This is a genomic window from Balneola vulgaris DSM 17893 (assembly GCF_000375465.1).
GTDB lineage: Bacteria > Bacteroidota > Rhodothermia > Balneolales > Balneolaceae > Balneola > Balneola vulgaris.
The window spans coordinates 246429-263312 of record NZ_AQXH01000001.1; the positions used below are offsets into that span (position 1 = coordinate 246429).

At 35.7% G+C, this 16884-nt stretch carries 15 protein-coding genes; 8 read left to right on the top strand and 7 right to left on the bottom strand.

Features of this window, described 5'->3' with window-relative positions; all coding sequences use genetic code 11:
• Window positions 1-4: 4 nt before the first annotated feature.
• From B155_RS0101135 to B155_RS0101145, 3 genes are read left to right on the top strand one after another with little or no spacing between them, the layout of a single operon-like run.
• Window positions 5-1750, top strand: a complete 1746-nt coding sequence (locus B155_RS0101135; protein ID WP_018126391.1) for a hypothetical protein — start codon at window positions 5-7, stop codon at window positions 1748-1750.
• The gene (locus tag B155_RS0101140) at window positions 1750-2625 is read left to right on the top strand and encodes a hypothetical protein (protein WP_018126392.1); all 876 of its coding nucleotides are present in this window, start codon (window positions 1750-1752) and stop codon (window positions 2623-2625) included. Before B155_RS0101135 ends, B155_RS0101140 begins: the two co-directional genes overlap by 1 nt.
• Before the next feature lie 8 nt (window positions 2626-2633).
• The gene (locus tag B155_RS0101145; RefSeq protein ID WP_240386231.1) at window positions 2634-4457 is read left to right on the top strand and encodes a hypothetical protein; all 1824 of its coding nucleotides are present in this window, start codon (window positions 2634-2636) and stop codon (window positions 4455-4457) included.
• A 6-nt stretch (window positions 4458-4463) separates the two neighbouring features.
• On the opposite strand, the gene B155_RS0101150 is transcribed toward B155_RS0101145, so the two are convergent.
• A complete protein-coding gene (locus B155_RS0101150; protein WP_018126394.1) occupies window positions 4464-5255 on the bottom strand; it encodes an alpha/beta fold hydrolase in 792 nt (263 codons plus the stop codon).
• A gap of 293 nt (window positions 5256-5548) precedes the next feature.
• Here B155_RS0101150 and B155_RS0101155 point away from each other — a divergent pair, with 293 nt between their 5' ends.
• On the top strand, window positions 5549-6184 hold the full coding sequence (locus B155_RS0101155; RefSeq protein WP_169331252.1) for a lysophospholipid acyltransferase family protein: 636 nt from the start codon (window positions 5549-5551) through the stop codon (window positions 6182-6184).
• Here the strand turns inward: B155_RS0101155 and tadA are convergent.
• Complete coding sequence (gene tadA, locus B155_RS0101160; protein WP_018126396.1) at window positions 6181-6654, bottom strand: tRNA adenosine(34) deaminase TadA; 474 nt, start codon at window positions 6652-6654, stop codon at window positions 6181-6183. The genes B155_RS0101155 and tadA overlap by 4 nt on opposite strands.
• Window positions 6655-6716: 62 nt before the next feature.
• Here tadA and B155_RS0101165 point away from each other — a divergent pair, with 62 nt between their 5' ends.
• The 4 genes from B155_RS0101165 (at window position 6717) to B155_RS12725 (ending at window position 9603) form a co-directional block, all read left to right on the top strand.
• Window positions 6717-7244, top strand: coding sequence for an adenine phosphoribosyltransferase (locus B155_RS0101165; RefSeq protein WP_018126397.1), 528 nt, complete (start codon window positions 6717-6719; stop codon window positions 7242-7244).
• Window positions 7245-7311: 67 nt separating this feature from the next.
• Window positions 7312-7785, top strand: a complete 474-nt coding sequence (locus tag B155_RS0101170; RefSeq protein ID WP_018126398.1) for a hypothetical protein — start codon at window positions 7312-7314, stop codon at window positions 7783-7785.
• The gene (locus B155_RS0101175) at window positions 7782-9008 is read left to right on the top strand and encodes a hypothetical protein (protein WP_018126399.1); all 1227 of its coding nucleotides are present in this window, start codon (window positions 7782-7784) and stop codon (window positions 9006-9008) included. The genes B155_RS0101170 and B155_RS0101175 overlap by 4 nt, the downstream gene beginning before the upstream one ends.
• 70 nt (window positions 9009-9078) lie before the next feature.
• Window positions 9079-9603, top strand: coding sequence for a SixA phosphatase family protein (locus B155_RS12725; RefSeq protein WP_018126400.1), 525 nt, complete (start codon window positions 9079-9081; stop codon window positions 9601-9603).
• Here B155_RS12725 and B155_RS0101185 read toward each other — a convergent pair.
• Genes B155_RS0101185 through B155_RS0101205 form a run of 5 tightly spaced genes read right to left on the bottom strand, consistent with a single transcriptional unit; the run spans window position 9600 to window position 16872 of the window.
• The gene (locus B155_RS0101185) at window positions 9600-11687 is read right to left on the bottom strand and encodes a hypothetical protein (protein WP_018126401.1); all 2088 of its coding nucleotides are present in this window, start codon (window positions 11685-11687) and stop codon (window positions 9600-9602) included. The two genes, B155_RS12725 and B155_RS0101185, sit on opposite strands and share 4 nt — an antisense overlap.
• Before the next feature lies 1 nt (window position 11688).
• Window positions 11689-12681 (bottom strand): AAA family ATPase, encoded by a 993-nt coding sequence (locus B155_RS0101190; RefSeq protein ID WP_018126402.1) that lies wholly within the window; start codon window positions 12679-12681, stop codon window positions 11689-11691.
• Between the two features lies 1 nt (window position 12682).
• Entirely contained in the window at window positions 12683-14041 is a 1359-nt protein-coding gene (locus B155_RS0101195) for a peptidylprolyl isomerase (protein ID WP_018126403.1), read from the bottom strand.
• A 3-nt stretch (window positions 14042-14044) separates the two neighbouring features.
• The gene (locus B155_RS0101200; protein ID WP_018126404.1) at window positions 14045-14944 is read right to left on the bottom strand and encodes a peptidyl-prolyl cis-trans isomerase; all 900 of its coding nucleotides are present in this window, start codon (window positions 14942-14944) and stop codon (window positions 14045-14047) included.
• Complete coding sequence (locus B155_RS0101205) at window positions 14941-16872, bottom strand: peptidylprolyl isomerase (protein ID WP_018126405.1); 1932 nt, start codon at window positions 16870-16872, stop codon at window positions 14941-14943. Before B155_RS0101205 ends, B155_RS0101200 begins: the two co-directional genes overlap by 4 nt.
• Window positions 16873-16884 lie beyond the last annotated feature (12 nt).

Consider the following 16884-nt stretch of genomic DNA (forward strand, 5'->3'; position numbering starts at 1 on the left):
TTATATGGCAGGCAAAAAATTATATACCAGTCTTGTTCTTGAAGATGACTTCATAAAAGTTGCTAGAATAGAAGTGTCTGGTAAAAAAGCGAGTTTAGTAAAACTTGATAAGATTAAACTTGTAAATACCTTAGAAAGAGATACATCTAGTGAGCCTGTTGATGATGGTATATTCGATGCTTTTGATACTGAATTAGAAGATGAAAGCATTTTTGGTATTGAAGAAGATACCGATGATGAAATCGAATTTGATACCGACACTGATGATGATGATGATTTAGATCTCGATTTAGATTTAGGAATTGATGAAGGAGATGAGGACAATGATTTTGGCGACATCACTGATATGGCGGATGCCGATGGAGATGATGGGGCTGCATCCAATGAGCTACTTCTATACAATCTGTTAAGCGACATCGACCCTAAAAAGGTCAAATTAAGTATTAATGTGCCATTTGGTTCTGCCTTTGTACAGATTCTAAAAGATGTCGACTTTAAGAAAACGAAGAAAAAAGACCTTCAAATCATTATTGATGACCGGTTAGAGTCACTTTATGGAGCTCCTAAAGGAAAAGATTACTATTCCTATGTAGTTCGTGAAGATGGTTCTCTTGTACTTGTATCGATAGAAGATGAAGCTCCTTTACTCTCGTTATTAAACAATACGGAAAACATATACTCTGGTAAGGTCTTCGTAAATGAGGTTCAACCAGACGAAGCTGTATTAATAGGTCTTTATAGAGCTAATTATGAAATCGAAGACGGTACTATAACCGCTTTGATTCAATACGGTGAAAAGAGTTGTAGAATAGTATTCATGCAAGGCAAGGAACTGATGATTCTTTCATCAGTTATACCTGAAGGAACAAGTTCTAGAAAATTCTTAAATACATTATTTAGTAAGATTCTTTTCCAATTAGATACAGGAGAAGTTCCGAACCTGGATAGAATTATTTTATGTAATAATTCACTAGGTGAAGAATCCATTGAGTTTTTCGAAAGCAGATTCCCTGATATTGAAGTAACAGATTTTCAATTTGATGAAGAAAAATTCGACTACGAAAATTTTGATCATTCAACCGTATCTACGTTCACAAGTGCTATAGGCGTAGCCTGGGCAGATGCGAACTTCGAACAAGAGTACTTCCCACAAATATCATTTGTACCAGAGTACATTAAAGAGCGCCAAAAGATATTTAAGCTACAGTGGCACGGTTATGTGCTTTTAGCTTTAATTTTAGCGGTATTCCCAATTTCCAATTACTTTTATTTAAAGAATTCAGTTGAAATTGAAACATTGAATGCAAGTGTGTCTTCAACAAAGGCTCAAATAGCTTCTATGGAGTCTACCGTTCAAAATTATAACAGAATTAATGCCGAGTTATCAGGTATTCAATCTCAGTTAGAATTACTAGATGCATTAAGTGGTGAAACGTTAAAATGGACGGTGAATCTTGATCTGATCAATAGAGGTATTGATAATATTGATTCAATTTGGTTCACATCATTGGTTGTGGATGAAAGTACAGGCAATGTTGAGTTATCGGGTTATTCACTTTATAGAAATCGTATCCCAATGGTAGCTGATATTTTTAGTTCAGCTGTATTAGTTGATGTGACACGCACATTGATAAGAGAAAAAGAAGTTTATGCTTTTACGTATAGCATAAGCAAGGTAGTGCCTAATGAAGATGTTTACACTCCTGAAAGTGCTCAAGGCTTGAAAGAAATTTTAGGAGGTGCTCAATAATGTCGTACGCACTAAGAAATACAATCATTTTACTAGTTACTTTATTTTTGTTTGCAGGATCAGCTTTTGCATTCATAAAATTTGTACAGGAAAAGCAAATAGAAGAGCTACAAACAGAGCTTGAAGTACAGCAACAAGACTATAATACAAAAGCTGAAATACGAGATCAGTATCCGGCATTGCAAGAGCGTTATATTAAAGCTCGTGATATAGTTCAAGGTTATGATAAAATGTTATACACCTCGAATAATCCAGATGATGTATACGATTACTTATCTGAACTTAACGACAGTGATTTAGAGCTTTTTTATGACTTCACTTTTGTTGATTCTGTTCAGAATGATCAATATGGGGTTGTTAATTCTATTATTGCTGGAACGAGTTTATATACAGATCTGGTCACATTCATTAATCGAATCGAGAATAGCGCGTTATTGAATAAGGTGGGTATTAACCAAATTACCCCAGCATCAGGTGCTAGTTTAGAAGGTTTAGAAAATGAAAACTATGTGAACTTCTCGTTAAAACTACAGAGTTTTTATCAGCGCACAACCTTTGATACTAATGTATTGGAAGAGGATTTGGTTAGGTTTAATCCAGATATATCAATATTTAATCCGTTTAAACCATTAATACTGAATGATATACCTGAAAATGTCGATAATTTAACAGACGTTGAACGTTCAAGATTATTAGGTTACACAGGTACACGTATTTTCTTAGTTGATCAAAATGGTGAACGTAAGACATTAAAAATTGGTGATAAGGTTTACTTAGGGTACTTAAAATCGATAGATACTAAAAACAGACAGGTTATATTTAGTTTGAACAAAGGCGGTATACAGGAATTATTCACTTTAGAGGTGGAGCAATGAAATCAATAATGAAGAAATCAGTATTTATAGTAAGTTTTCTAGTAATCTTAATAGGACAAAGTTTTACTAGTGCTCAACTCTTCGCTCAAGACGGTGCACCATTCAGGGAATACGTGAACCCTGATGAAATCGTCATGTTTGATCGAAATACTTCCTTTGTGGAAGCTTTGGAAATTATCAACCAATTTATGCAAGAGTACGAGAATAAGTTTCTCGTTGATCAATCTAATTATGAAGGGGAAATTGGTGTTTCATTGCCTGCCATGCATTGGAAAGATGCCTTAAAGTATATCTTAAAGGTTAGAAATTTAGAGTTAGTTGAATTCCCTGAATACTATGAAGTAAGAGTTCCTGTTCAAACAAATAACAACAATGTTGTTGCTCAAGAAGGAACAAATGCGGCACAAAATAACACTCCACTTAATCAGCTAGCTAGTACTAAGACACGTGAAGTTCGAATCAATGCTACTTTTTTCGAGGGTAATAGACGTGCTTTACAGGAAATTGGAATTGATTGGTCTACATTAACTAGTAATGTTCCAGAGAACATTGATGATTTTGTAGGATCTGATGGGGGAGAAAGTATTCCTCAGACAACATTTAGTGATCAATTTGTGTCGATTAATTCACAAAATGCGAATCAAGTATCTCAAAACGTATTTAATGCACTAGTAAATCTAGGTGAAATTGGTCCTGGAATTAGTGTTCAAGCTTTATTCAGTACATTCGAATCCAATAACATGGGTAGTGTTATTGCTACTCCATCGGTGAAAGTTGTAGACGGACAAGAAGGTAAAATTCAAGATGGTCAAGATTTCTCTGTTAAACAGCGTGATTTTGCAGGTAATGTAACGGATGCTTTTTTCAGTACAGGTACCATCTTAACAGTTACTCCAACGGTTATCGAGTATAATGATAGTACATTCATTCATTTAGATATTCAGGCGGAACGTTCTTCTGCGCAGCCTGATGCCGTAAGTACCATTATTAACAAGCAGCAGGTTACAACTCAGACTTTAGTTCTTGATGGGGAAGCAACGGCCATTGCTGGTTTATATAGAACTTCAGAAGTCAGAGTTCGACGTGGTATTCCTTTCTTAAAAGATTTACCAGGTTGGTTCTTAGGTCTTAAATATCTATTCGGTTACAACTCTACGGATATTATTGAGAATGAATTAGTGATTATAATTCAGGCTGAACTAGAAAAAACTCTCCAAGAGCGTATGGATGACAAAATCCGATCAAAAGGAAATGTATTGTCTGATGAGCGCAATCGATTTAGAAATGAAATGGATTATGTAATAGATAAGGAAGAAGAAACACCTGTAACACTAGTTGATGATAAAGCAGGTTTAATTGAAGCTGAAGACTCTGTAGTAACTGAAGAGGAGGAGATGGTTCCTGTTCAAAAAGAAGAACAGCCTAAGAAGGAAGAGAAGCTAACACCTGAACAGCAAAGAGAATTAGAAGACTTGAGTATGCCAATTAAAGATCCTGAGTTAATGGTTGTGGTTCCTCAAGCGTTTGATTTAAATGAATACCTCCGTAAGAAAGAAAATGGAGAGCTTACCGTTGAAGAGGTATCTGTGGAAAGTAATGCGAAATACTTTGTAATTGGTGGTTCCTTCATCGTTCCAAACAACGCTACTAACTTTGAGAAGGTATTAGAAAACCAAGGCTATACTCCTCGAATCTTATTTCATGAATCTTCAAGATTCAATTATGTAGCATACTATGCTTTTGATAACTATGAAGAAGCTGTAGCTACTACGAAGAAGTTAAGGGCGGAAATAAACCCAGAGACTTGGTTATTTACCTTACCTAATAAGTAAAAAAGATTACTTAGCGATTGAATGTGATTTTAAAAACCTGATGGACACTTCATTGAAGACATCAGGTTTTTCTACATTACAGACATGCCCACAATTTTTAATTACCTCTAGAAAAGCCTTTTTGTGAGAGGCCACAATGTTTTTAACTGGTTGAAGGAACATATGATCTTCTTCACCCATTACGTATAGCATTGGAATAGACACCTCTTTCTCCTTAAAATACCGGAGTAGGGGATTAACCTCATTGGTTAGTTTAAACCATCTTAAAAACTCTTTTTGATAGAGTTTTTTAGCTTCCCTTATAAACAGGTTCCTTGATTTTTCATGTCGTTTTCGAGGCATGATAATCCAAGCAAAAAACTTGTATAACCACATATATGGAATAAATCGCTTAAACATATGACCGAGAAAAACTAGAATTCGGCTTCTAACATTTAAGCGAGTTATAGCTCCACATAAAATAGCCGATTGAACACGTTCGGGTGCGATTTCACTAATAGTACGTATGATAATAGTACCCAATGAAACTCCTATAAAGTGAGCTTTCTTTATGTTCAGGTGGTCTACAACTTCAATGATGTCTTTACTGATATTTTCGAAAGAATAATTCTCTTCGTAATACTTCTGTAGTAAATCCTTAGACTTCCCGTGTCCTCGTAAATCTATTAAGAGAACATTGAATTCTTTACGAAATGATTTTAATTGGCTAAACCAGATGCTAGAGCTTCCGCCGGCACCGTGAATAAACACAACCCAATCTGAATCTTTTGATTTAATATATTCCTTATAGTAAAGCATAATAGACGGGTAAGGTATCAAACATTATGCTTTCAATCGATTAAATTTGAATAACAATATTAACTGAAATTTCAGTTTAGATTAGACAAAAATCTAAGATTTAAAATTACTTTTATTACCTTTTATTCATGAGGAAAGTTAGGGCAGTTTTTAAGCTTATAGCATTTATTATAGTAACTGTTATTTCATACTTATTAGTACTAATAGGTGTAATCGCCGATTATCTTGGACTAAGAGGAAGAAGGTGGTCTACTTACTTTCTAAGTTTTTGGGGGAAATGGACTTGTAGAATTATGGGTTTAAAAATACAAGTGCATGGGGAGGCCCCAAAACCTCCTTTTTTCTTCATTTCAAATCACTTGAGTTATGTCGATATCATGATGCTGATCTCTAAACTTAGGTGTGTGTTTGTTGCAAAAAGTGAAGTGATGAGTTGGCCTATTTTTGGATTTATGACAAAAACTGTGGGCATGTTATTCGTGAATCGGTCTAAGAAAACAGATGTTAAAAGAGTTAATGATTTGATTCGCAAGAATATTAGCAAAGACCAGGGAGTGTTACTTTTCCCTGAAGGCACCACTAGTGCCGGTGTGGAAGTGCTACCATTTAAGGCATCGCTTTTAGCTTACCCTGCACAAGAACCCATACCCGTTCATTTTGCTTCTATATCTTATCAAACACCAGAAGATGAAGTCCACGCTCATAAATCGGTTTGTTGGTGGGGAGATTCACCATTTTTACCACACTTCCTTTCATTGCTTCAGTTAAAATCAATTGAAGGGACCATTACATTTTGTGAAAAACCAATTTTAAACACAGATAGGAAACAGCTTGCTACAGAATTACACGAAAAGGTTTCGGAGCATTTCACTTCAGTTATTGATGCTAATGAGTTTGTTTCATTGTATGAAACAGAAATAACGGTTTAGCGCTTTTTAGCAAAGAATTCTTTTAGTAGAAATTCACAGTCATTTTCAAGAATACCTTGAATGATATTTACCTGATGGTTGAGAGCGTTATTAGAAGTGATATTAAATAAAGAACCACATCCACCTGCTTTAGGATCTGTAGCTCCAAACACAACAGTATCAATTTTACTCCAAACGAGAGCACCACTACACATAGAACAAGGTTCGAGTGTAACATATAGAGTACAATCGGTTAAATATTTGGTGTTGAGCGTTTCGCAGGCTGCTGATATGGCAATCATTTCAGCATGTGCAGTAGGATCATTGAGGCGCTCCACTTGATTGTAACCTTTCCCAACTATTCTATTTTCTTTTACTACTAAAGCCCCAATTGGTACTTCATTATTCCTCGCAGCTTCTTCAGCAAGAAGGAGAGCTTGAGCCATAAATTGTTGATGTGGTTGCCAGAGCAGTGGATCAATTGGGTTCATGAATAAGTAAAAAAAGTATTAGATTTGCAGGAGCATTAACTCATAAAATAAGACACCCATTAGTGGAAAGCACAAAAGAATACTTATTGTCGGTAATTCGAAATATTCCTGATTTTCCTAAACCAGGTATTCAGTTTAAAGACATCACAACATTACTCGCAGATCCAAAAGCTTTAAAGTTAACAACGGATTTACTCACAAAGCCTTATCAAAATGAACGTGTAGATGTTGTAGTTGGCTTAGAATCACGTGGCTTCTTATTTGGAACTAACTTAGCTCAAAGCCTTGGCGCATCTTTTGTTCCGGTTAGAAAGCCTGGGAAATTACCAGCTAAAACAATTTCTGAATCTTATGAGCTTGAATATGGTACCGACCAATTAGAAATGCATGCTGATGCTATTAAAAAAGGAGACCGAGTGATCATTCATGATGACTTGATTGCTACCGGTGGGAGTGCAACAGCTGCAAAGAAACTAGTTGAACGATTAGGGGGCGAAATAATCGGGTATTCATTCATTATGGAGCTTTCATTTTTGAATGGCCGTGAGAATCTAAATCATCAAAAAGTCGAGAGTATTTTAATTATATAATAGGGAACATAATTCTTCTTCAGAGATTAAAACTGGTAGAGCACTATCAAGTAATAAGGAGAAGATTATGACTGCCGCAAGATTATCCCTGTTGAGTTTTGTTTTAGTTCTGTTTTTTGGAACCGCCTGCAAAACTTTCGTTGTAAAGAATGTTAATTATGCCCAACAAGTAGAAAGTGTACTTACACCAGACGAGCAAGGTGAAGTAAAGGATACAAGGTACGGCGTAGCGTTTAATATTTTACCGTTTCAATTTCAGGAACTCAATGACTCTAGTTCTGTAATGGTAGATAAAGTTCGACTAATCAGAAATTCTAAAGGCTTTTACTTTATCACAGCTGATGGATTTTCTAGTGTATATGTGATGGAGCCCATCAAAAGTGGACTGAAACTTAAAGAAAAAATTGAAGTGAGTGAGGAAGGATTAATATCACCCGCCTTTAATCTACGCACTCCTTACATAGAACTGGTAGATACTGAAACCTCTCAGGTTTTTACATTGAATGAAAAAGGAATTTATAATCAGGAGAACGCATCATGAAGAAGTTAAGCACAACTCTAGCGGTATTTTTAGCCCTATTTAGTATACAAGTTTCGTTTGCACAGCAATCAGATTTTCAAATAAAGGAAGCATTTGAAGCTAAGCATGAGACCTTATCATTAGCCATTGAAGATGCTCAAAGTGTAGATACTATTGATAGTCTACTTTTAGCTATCGATAACTTTCAAGACGAATACAATGAGCATCAAGAGATGTTAGATTATGCACTCTATCCTGAATCTTATGAATCTAAGATTGCAGATTTACGCAGTAAAGCGAGAACCGCTGAACACAAGTTACTCGTGATAGAGAATCAGTCTGAAAAGCTCAGTATGCTAACGGATGAGTTAAATCAGTACAAATCTGAATTAGCATTACTTACCCAAAGAAGTGACTCATTACGATTAGCCATTTCAAATTCGCAAGAAAGCGAAGAGAATCTTTCTAGACTCGTTCGAAATTACCGTCAAAGTGTTGAACAAAGAGATCAATTTATCTTTGATATGGTAGACTCATTATTCATCACGTACAAGCAGTTAGCTCCTGAATCAATCGATGAGCTATCCAAACAAAATGAAACAGGAACTTTAGCTTCTGGAGATAATCCACTTGAAACTATTGAGTTAATCTTAGAAGAAAATGTCGAGACCTTAAAGGCTGAAGCGAATACTCTTAATACAGAAGACTATCTTCGAATTTATGCTTTACACCACAAAGTAGAAGAGGTTTGGAATAGCATTGGAGACGACTTAATAGCTATTTATGGTGGAAAGAATAAAAATAAGTGGAATGCACAAATCGAAAATAATCTCAAGGAATGGAAAGCTAGTGCATCATTAAGTATGTGGAAGTCGCTAGATAATTATCTTGAAAATAAAGATGTAGATTTAGGCGCATTCGACAGTAACTCTAGCTTCTTTAAATCATTAGATAGCTTTGTAAGTAAAGCTAGAGATCAAAGTGAAGGTGAAATCCTTAACAACACTACTTATGAAGACTATAAAACCTTTAGAGAATTTTGGAGCACTAAAGTCTTAAATGACTGGAATCAATATTTAGTTGAAGCAGAAGTACTTACAACTAATCAAATAGCGACTATTGATAATAAAGTGGATGATTGGGAAGATAAATCAAAACCATTATCTACAACATTCATAATACTATTTGGAATCGCAGTATTAGCAGTTATAGGTTTCATAGTGCTTCTAGTAAAGCAAAATTGACCGAAATATTATTTAATAAATTAAGGCTAGCCAATAGGTTAGCCTTTTTTTATACTGAAAAGAAAATATTATGAAAAAACTATTCGTCTTATTAATCACAGTATTTACCCTATCAAGCGTTGGATATGCTCAAGAGAAAGAAACTACCACGCTGCTGTTTGTACGCCATGCTGAGAAAATGGCGGATGGTACGAAAAATCCATCTTTAACTCTTGCAGGCGAAGCTAGAGCAAAACGTATAGCAAACTGGATTCAGAAAGAGTATGGACAGTTATCTGCAATATATTCTACGAATTATAAGCGGACCTTAGAAACTGCACAGTTTTCCTCCAACTTATTTAATGTCCCAATCACAAAATATGGACTTAAAAATCCGCAAGGTTTGGTATCTGGTATTATCGAATCATATAAAGGAAATACGGTACTTATTGTTGGGCACTCCAACACAACGCCAACTTTAGTAAACTTTGCAATTGATAAAGAAAAGTACTCCGCATTAGATGAAAGTGACTATAGTAAATTATTTATTGTAAGAATTTCTGAGGACGGGGAGGCAGAGGTATCCATTCACTCCACAGATGTTGAGGATAACTAAGGAAGGGCAAATTTCTTACGAAGAATCCATTCTACCGAAAGCAGTGTAACTACTACTAAGAACCAGATGAGTGAGTAGACTGGATAGATAAAATACTCAGATAATTCTGTTCGTATTGAAAAATCGCTTTGACTTGATAATTGATCCCAGAAGCTATCTATCTGTTTATAACCGATAAAAAGCCCATTACTATTGGATGCAATCGATCTGAGAAGTAAGTCGTTGCGGACAGTATTGGCTAATTCTAAATTTGTTTCATTGATAAGGAATTGACCAGTTTGAGTGTCAATTTCTCGAGACCCTTTGGAAGCAATGGCCGTGTAATTATATCTGCCAGGGGATAGGCTAGGTAATTCTAGTCTGTAGCTACCATCGCCTTCGCTATTCATGGTAAAGTCCGAGTTGTAATCATCACCTTGAATATTTACCTCAATGATTCCATTACTTTCTAATTCACCTGATTCATTAATCAAGGTTCCATTTAAGAGTGGGTTTTCACCGGTGGAATAATCATTTTTTGTAGAGCGAATTTTAAGTAATCGATTGTCTGGATTAGTAGATGCCCAATTAACAATATTGGTGATTAGTTCTATAGTGAAATTTCGAATATCCTCATTCGTACTCTGATAAAGTCTGTAATAACCCGATGCGTTCAGGTGTGCTCTTCGAATATTAGCCGTTTCGGAAATTGCCAATAATGGAGAATCAGTCTCGATTCTTTGGAATGAGGTGTTTAACAATGAACGAACTAAAAGGTCACTTTTCTCAGCTCGAATTGGAGCTATTAAACTCGGTAATCGTTGTAAGTCAATTTCACTTATATCAAGTATTGGGTGGTCACTCTGTGAGGCATTTATGGATAGTGTAACATCAAATAAATCAACAGCATTATTTTGTATGATCGTAAAATTAGACTCGTAGTTGATACTCCCTTGATTAGGAAGTAAAACGTATAAAGTGGATGTTTCACTTAATACCTGTTGGTATTTAGCTACCCAGCTTGAAGGCAGTGCTCCATGAACAATGATTAAGTCATATTCAGAATTAGGGTCTACTGGAGGATCCAAATTTGAATTGCCAAGATACGTTCTCTCCTCTAATTCAATATTTTCATTCGTAGCTAAAATTGATCTGAACGCTTTTATGTCTGGATGAATAGCTGAAGCTAAATGCAGTATTCTTGTTTTACTATCTAAGACTTCAATAGAAAAAGATGCGCGGTTATTATCATTATTCCATTCGTTGGATTCTGCAGGTATTTCTATTTGATACTGGTGTAGCCCTGCCTCATTTAATGGAATAGTGAATTCAACTGACTGAACGGATTGATTAGCTAAATTAATTGACTTCCGATCAATTTGAGTGCCATTTTTCTGTAGAACAACATCAATGTTGTAGTTACTAAACCCATATTGGCTAATATCAATGTTCACTAAATGTTCGGTATTGGTAAAACCAGTTTCATTCGATATTAAATCAGAAATACGAATATCCTTAACCTGTTGAGAATCACCTATAGCAATGGTATGAATAGGGAATAGGCTATTACCAGCTTCAACTACGGGGTTTTTACCACGAGTTATGATTCCATCCGACACTAAAATTGCTGATGTGTAATCTTGATCAGAGGTATTTAAATAATCAATCGCTTCATATATATCGGTTACCGCAGAAGTATTAGTAAAATCTTTGATACTTACAGGGCTAACTGAATTTCCAAAACTATAAGTCTCAAGATTAATATCGTTGTTTTGACTATAGGTGAATATCTCGTCAATTAACTCTAAGTAGGTCTGTGTTCCGTTATAATCACCTTTGTTTATAGATGTACTAACCGAAGAATCGAGAAGTAAGGCTATTTTCGGTTTTACCTGAACAGTTTTATTAGAAGTAAAGAATGGGTTTAATAGTAGTACAAATACGATTAGTAGAGCTAATGCCCGAAGTGAGCTTAATACTACTTTGTAAAGAGGAGGGATTGAAGAATAGTTACGATAACTGATCCAAGAAATTAAGACAACAGAAACTAAGATGGCTAAAACAAACCAAAACGAAATTCCTGACTGAAATCCTTGAAAATCCACTTTACTTCAATTGATCTAGAATCATTCCAATAATCTTTTCAGTGGTATAGCCTTCAGCTTCGGCAGCGTAATTGTTCACTATACGGTGTCTTAACACAGGAACGGCTAAAGCGTCAATGTCTTCGATGGTAACGTTAAAGCGCCCCTTAGATAAAGCTCTGGTTTTACCACCCAAAATTAGGTACTGAGAGGCTCTAGGGCCTGCACCCCAGCTAAGATACTTCTTTACAAATTCAGGAGATTCTGATGCATTTGGGCGAGTAGCTGATACAACTTTAACAGCGTAATCAAGCACTGAATCAGGAACTGGAACTTTTCTAACCAATTCTTGAAGATCGTTGATTGTTTGTTTGTCTAATACCGAGTTAACTGTTGCTGTAATGGAAGATGTAGTTTTGCTAACAATTTCTTTTTCCTCTTCAAAAGAAGGATAATCAACCCAAATATGAAACATGAAGCGATCTAATTGGGCTTCCGGAAGAGGGTAAGTACCTTCTTGTTCAATTGGGTTTTGTGTAGCTAACACAAAAAAGGGTTGGTCTAAATCGTAGGTAACACCTGCTGCAGTAACATGGTACTCCTGCATGCCTTCTAAGAGTGCCGCTTGAGTTTTAGGTGGTGTACGGTTGATCTCATCAGCTAAAACTATATTCGAAAAAATAGGCCCTTTTATGAATTTAAAAGCCTTTTTGCCTGATTCTTTATCCTCTTCAATAATTTCGGTTCCAGTTATATCTCCAGGCATTAAATCTGGAGTGAACTGAATTCGATTAAAGGATAGTCCAAGTGTTTGAGCAAGAGTTCTAATCAACAGAGTTTTGGCTAATCCAGGAACGCCAACTAATACACAATGTCCTTTCGAGAAAAGACTAATAAGGAGTAGGTCAAGAATATCATCTTGACCTATCACCACTTTGTGAATTTCATTTTTTACAGCTTCAAATGATGCTGTAAACTGTGTAGCTTGTTCGACTGAATTAACGGTATCCTGCATATTAGTTTCCTTCTGCCATCATTTTAGGAATGCGATATTCGATATAGAATTCTTCACGTAATCCATTTAACCATTCTTGGAAAACACGTGTTTGTTTTTGCTGTAAAGCAATGTTTTTCAACCGCTCGTAATCCATTTCCATACTTGCGATATGTTCTGGAATTTGTTTGTCTAAACGAACAATTCTGTAGGCTTTTCCAGCATTAGCATTGTTCGGATTGAATGGCTTTGGCTCGGAGATCTCACCAACTTCTTCCATTAATAACACTACACGATAAAGGGCAGGGTCTAATCGAGATAATGGGATAAGGCGTTCACCCGTTTGTGGATCAATAATTTTACCACCTGAAGTAGCCGTAGATGGATCTTCGCTATTACGTTTAGCTAGATCACTAAAAGAAAGGTTGTCTTGCGTCAGTAAACTATCTCTGATGCTTTCTAATTCTGCAATTGCAGTTGCATCATCAAGTTGTTCTGAATCTACTCTAATTAGAATATGACTCGTTTTAATTTGGTCGCCAACTCTTTCATCTAGTCGAATGATATGGAAACCAAATTCAGTTTCAACAACTTCTGATATTTCACCCGGTTTCAGCGCTGAAGCAGCAGCAGAGTACTCAGCCACTAATTCATTTAAGCCCATCATAGGTAACTGGCCGCCTCGTTGAGCCGAACCATCCATACCATGTCGTTTTGCTAAATCTTCAAGAGGTACGCCATGATTTATAATGGAATCTCTTAATGAAACTGCGAAATCATAAGAAGCTTTTTTTGCGTCTTTCTTAGGTTTAGGTAACCTAACAATGTGTGATAATGCAACCTGCTCTGGAATAGTAGGGAGGGAGTCGGTTGGAATAGAATCAAAAAACTCTTGAACTTCAGGACGAGTAATTTTAATACTCTGATATTTTGTTTGACGCACGCGCTCTGTAAGCATTTGCATTCTGAATTCTTCTCTAAAATCAGCTTTTAGCTGTACTATACTTTTACCGAATGCTTGTTCAACTGCTTGCTCACTACCTGCTTGTCGAACTAATTGGTCGATACGTCGATCCATTTGTTGATCAACTTCGCTATCTGTTACAGTGATTGAATCTACTCTGGCTTGTTCAAGTAATACGTAGTTATCAATTTCTGCTTCAAGAAAGGAATACCAAAGTTCTTCTGAGAACGGAATTTCTTGGTTATTGAATTGTGCCTGACGAATATAATCGGCAATACCTTGGTCAATCTCTGATTTAAGGATAATGTGATCGTTCACCATTGCCACAATTCTATCGGCAGTAGTAGGGGTATTTTGTGCGTTTAGAGAGGTAAATGCGAGTCCTGATAACAGGAATAATAAAAATGCTTTCTTCATTATCTAGTTTGTATTCAATGAGTCGGAGGTAGTATCCGTTTTAATTTGTTCTGGTAGAACGTTATAAATCTCTATTTCATTATTAGCTTGAGCTGCAAGATAAAGATTCTTTATGTAGGTATTGTAAGCGATCCTCTTTTTTTCCATGATTAACCAATCTTGTATTTGTTCGGTTAACCAATCTAAATCTGGATGCTCCCCTTCAGTGCGTTCTTCTAAAAGTTGAACGAAGTGGTAACGTCCATTAATCTCTTCTATTCTTGAAATTTCTGAAAAACCTATAATCTGTAAATATCTATTTAAGGTTTCAAAATCACTCAGTGCTGATCTAGCAGGCCAAAAGCGATTGGATTCTTTAATTGCTAATTCAGGGTAGATAGAATACCGATTTGCCACTGTTTCCCAATCAATTCCTCTCATAAGGTCTCTTTTAGCATTTTCAGCATCCGATTGTGTGGCTGCAATTACATGTCGAAAACGAATATAGCGATCGTTTAATAAGAACTTTTCTTTATTGGCTTGATAGTAATTACGAGCCTCTTCAATGGTAACGGCTACATTTAATTCTGGAGTACTTACAATAGCCTCTTGAAAACTACTGATCAATACTTCTTCTTTAAGTCTAGTTAACTTTTGTTGAACCGATTCAAGTTCCTCTAAATCGAGTCGTTCCACTTCTTCTAATATCAATTGCTTTCTTATCCAAGATTCACGGTAATCATTGAGAGCACTTACACTATCTTGCATATATATGGCATCAGGTATTCGAGCTTTAGCCTCTTCAAGTGTAAGAACTTTGTTTCCAACTTTAGCGAATTGAACACCTTCAGGTACAGGAGCATCTAAGCATGCTATAAATGCAATCATTAAACCTAATAAGACTTGAACAGGTAATCTTCTCATGAATGATCCTTCATATATTCGTTATAGGCTCTCTCAAGATTCTTAGTGTAGGTTTTAACGGGGAATTGTTTTTCGGTATTAATTAACCAGTTTCGTTCACGTTCAGGCTGATATTCGCTGAGTAATCGTGAAAAAGCCTCTTTAAAAGTCATAGTTCTTGGCTGTAAAATATCATGCAAAATTAACAGTGAAGGTCTTTTCCGATATAAGAATTTATCAGATGTCTCACCAATTTTCATTTCGGTAAGTTTAGTTAATGGTTCATCTGATATATAAGAAGTGGAATCGGTTGTAATAGCTATTTCAGGAACAAGTGATCGCAAACTATCTATCGATACGCCATTAGAGAGTGCTTTAGCAGCTTGATGTAGAGTACTGTCATTTACTGCATTAATAAGCGTGTAATGGTATCGAGTAGGGTAGGAGTAGTCATTCTTATTCCGTTGGTATATATCCACAAGTTTGGAGGTGTCGACGGTGGCAGCACTCCAGAGTTCTTCATCATTCACCTTATATACAATTAACCCTTCTCTGTAATTGTTTAAATCCTGGTTGAAAGCATCAAACATTGATCGAGTAAATTCAACAATATGGTTACTTACTAACTTGGTATAAAAATTCTGCAGAATCTTATCGTTAAAATTTTGCCCTTGAATGCTGCTGTATTCTGCAATTAAATGACTTCTTAAATCAGAAGCTTTGTATTCATTATCTATAAAAGTGAATACTATTTCAGAGGTGAATACATTATTTGGTAAATCCTTTAACGTATTTGACCCAAGTGATTTAATGTAGTTACTTAATTCGTTTATCAATTCTGTATTAACTTTAGCATAGTCGTTATCAATTAACCACTGTGATATAAAGGCATTACTTTTACTAAAGTTTTTAGAGTCGAGGAACTCTTGCATTAATATACTTTTTCGGTGTTCCTCTGAAGTAAAAGTTTGAACAGAATCTACTTTAAAGATGTGGTAGCCATAGGCTGTTTGAATAGGCTTAGTGAATGGCAGAGTGGGATCGATTTGAGAAACTTGCTCAACAAAATCGGGTCTAAATTTTCCATGTTGAACCCAACCTATGTATCCATTATTTGCTACAGAAGGTTTATCAGCGGAGTATTGCTTTACAGCATTATCCCAATTACCTGTTGATTTCAGCTCGATATAGGCCTTATTCATTATAGAGTCAGCTTTATTGGTATTCGGCTGAAATATATGTGAAACCATTCTGGGTGATGTTCTTGGTCGAATCTCATCAACCCTGAGTACATGGTAACCAAACTGGGTTTTAAAAGGTTGAGAGAGTTCTCCGGCTTCCAATGAGTATAATTGATCTTCAAACTCAGCGACCGTTGTACCGATAGAAACCCATGGTAATTTCCCACCCATTAAACGACCATTCTTCTTAGATGAATATGTTTCGTTTAATTCCTCAAAAGTTTTATTACCAGAAAGCCATTCATTTCTTGCTTCAGTTATCTGATTATAAGCAGCGAGTGTGTCGTTTTTGTCTATTTCTATTAAAATATGCGAGCTTTTAATTTCTTTTAGTGCTCGTTCATAATACTTATTGAACTCAGAGGGTTTAATCTTTTGCTCAACCAAAAAAGAGAAAGCTGCTTGTTTAGCGTACTGATCGAATTCGGTCTTCAATTCTGGATCGTTATCGTATCCTCTTTCATAAGCAAACTGAAGTTTTAACTGGTATTCAATATATATACCTAGAAATGTACTCAATTCATCTAGGGTAGGGTATTCAGAGGTCCCTGTTTGATAACGATCTAATAAATCTTGAAAAGTAATCTTTACTTCACCTACTTCTCCTACAACTGTACTAGTGTAACTCTGAGCGTTTACAGTTTTATTCGGTGTTAAAATAAGTGCGCAACAAGCTATAAAAACTACTTTCAAGAATTGATGTATCATTTCATAAAATGG

What these genes read in the sequence shown, in the direction of transcription:
- tadA (WP_018126396.1), bottom strand. Translation starts at nt 6,654, where the DNA reads ATGAACCCAATTGATCCACTGCTCTGGCAACCACATCAACAATTTATG.
- B155_RS0101170 (WP_018126398.1), top strand. Translation starts at nt 7,312, where the DNA reads ATGACTGCCGCAAGATTATCCCTGTTGAGTTTTGTTTTAGTTCTGTTT.
- B155_RS12725 (WP_018126400.1), top strand. Translation starts at nt 9,079, where the DNA reads ATGAAAAAACTATTCGTCTTATTAATCACAGTATTTACCCTATCAAGC.
- B155_RS0101140 (WP_018126392.1), top strand. Translation starts at nt 1,750, where the DNA reads ATGTCGTACGCACTAAGAAATACAATCATTTTACTAGTTACTTTATTT.
- B155_RS0101155 (WP_169331252.1), top strand. Translation starts at nt 5,549, where the DNA reads ATGGGTTTAAAAATACAAGTGCATGGGGAGGCCCCAAAACCTCCTTTT.
- B155_RS0101175 (WP_018126399.1), top strand. Translation starts at nt 7,782, where the DNA reads ATGAAGAAGTTAAGCACAACTCTAGCGGTATTTTTAGCCCTATTTAGT.
- B155_RS0101135 (WP_018126391.1), top strand. Translation starts at nt 5, where the DNA reads ATGGCAGGCAAAAAATTATATACCAGTCTTGTTCTTGAAGATGACTTC.
- B155_RS0101200 (WP_018126404.1), bottom strand. Translation starts at nt 14,944, where the DNA reads ATGAGAAGATTACCTGTTCAAGTCTTATTAGGTTTAATGATTGCATTT.
- B155_RS0101145 (WP_240386231.1), top strand. Translation starts at nt 2,634, where the DNA reads ATGAAGAAATCAGTATTTATAGTAAGTTTTCTAGTAATCTTAATAGGA.
- B155_RS0101205 (WP_018126405.1), bottom strand. Translation starts at nt 16,872, where the DNA reads ATGATACATCAATTCTTGAAAGTAGTTTTTATAGCTTGTTGCGCACTT.
- B155_RS0101195 (WP_018126403.1), bottom strand. Translation starts at nt 14,041, where the DNA reads ATGAAGAAAGCATTTTTATTATTCCTGTTATCAGGACTCGCATTTACC.
- B155_RS0101190 (WP_018126402.1), bottom strand. Translation starts at nt 12,681, where the DNA reads ATGCAGGATACCGTTAATTCAGTCGAACAAGCTACACAGTTTACAGCA.
- B155_RS0101150 (WP_018126394.1), bottom strand. Translation starts at nt 5,255, where the DNA reads ATGCTTTACTATAAGGAATATATTAAATCAAAAGATTCAGATTGGGTT.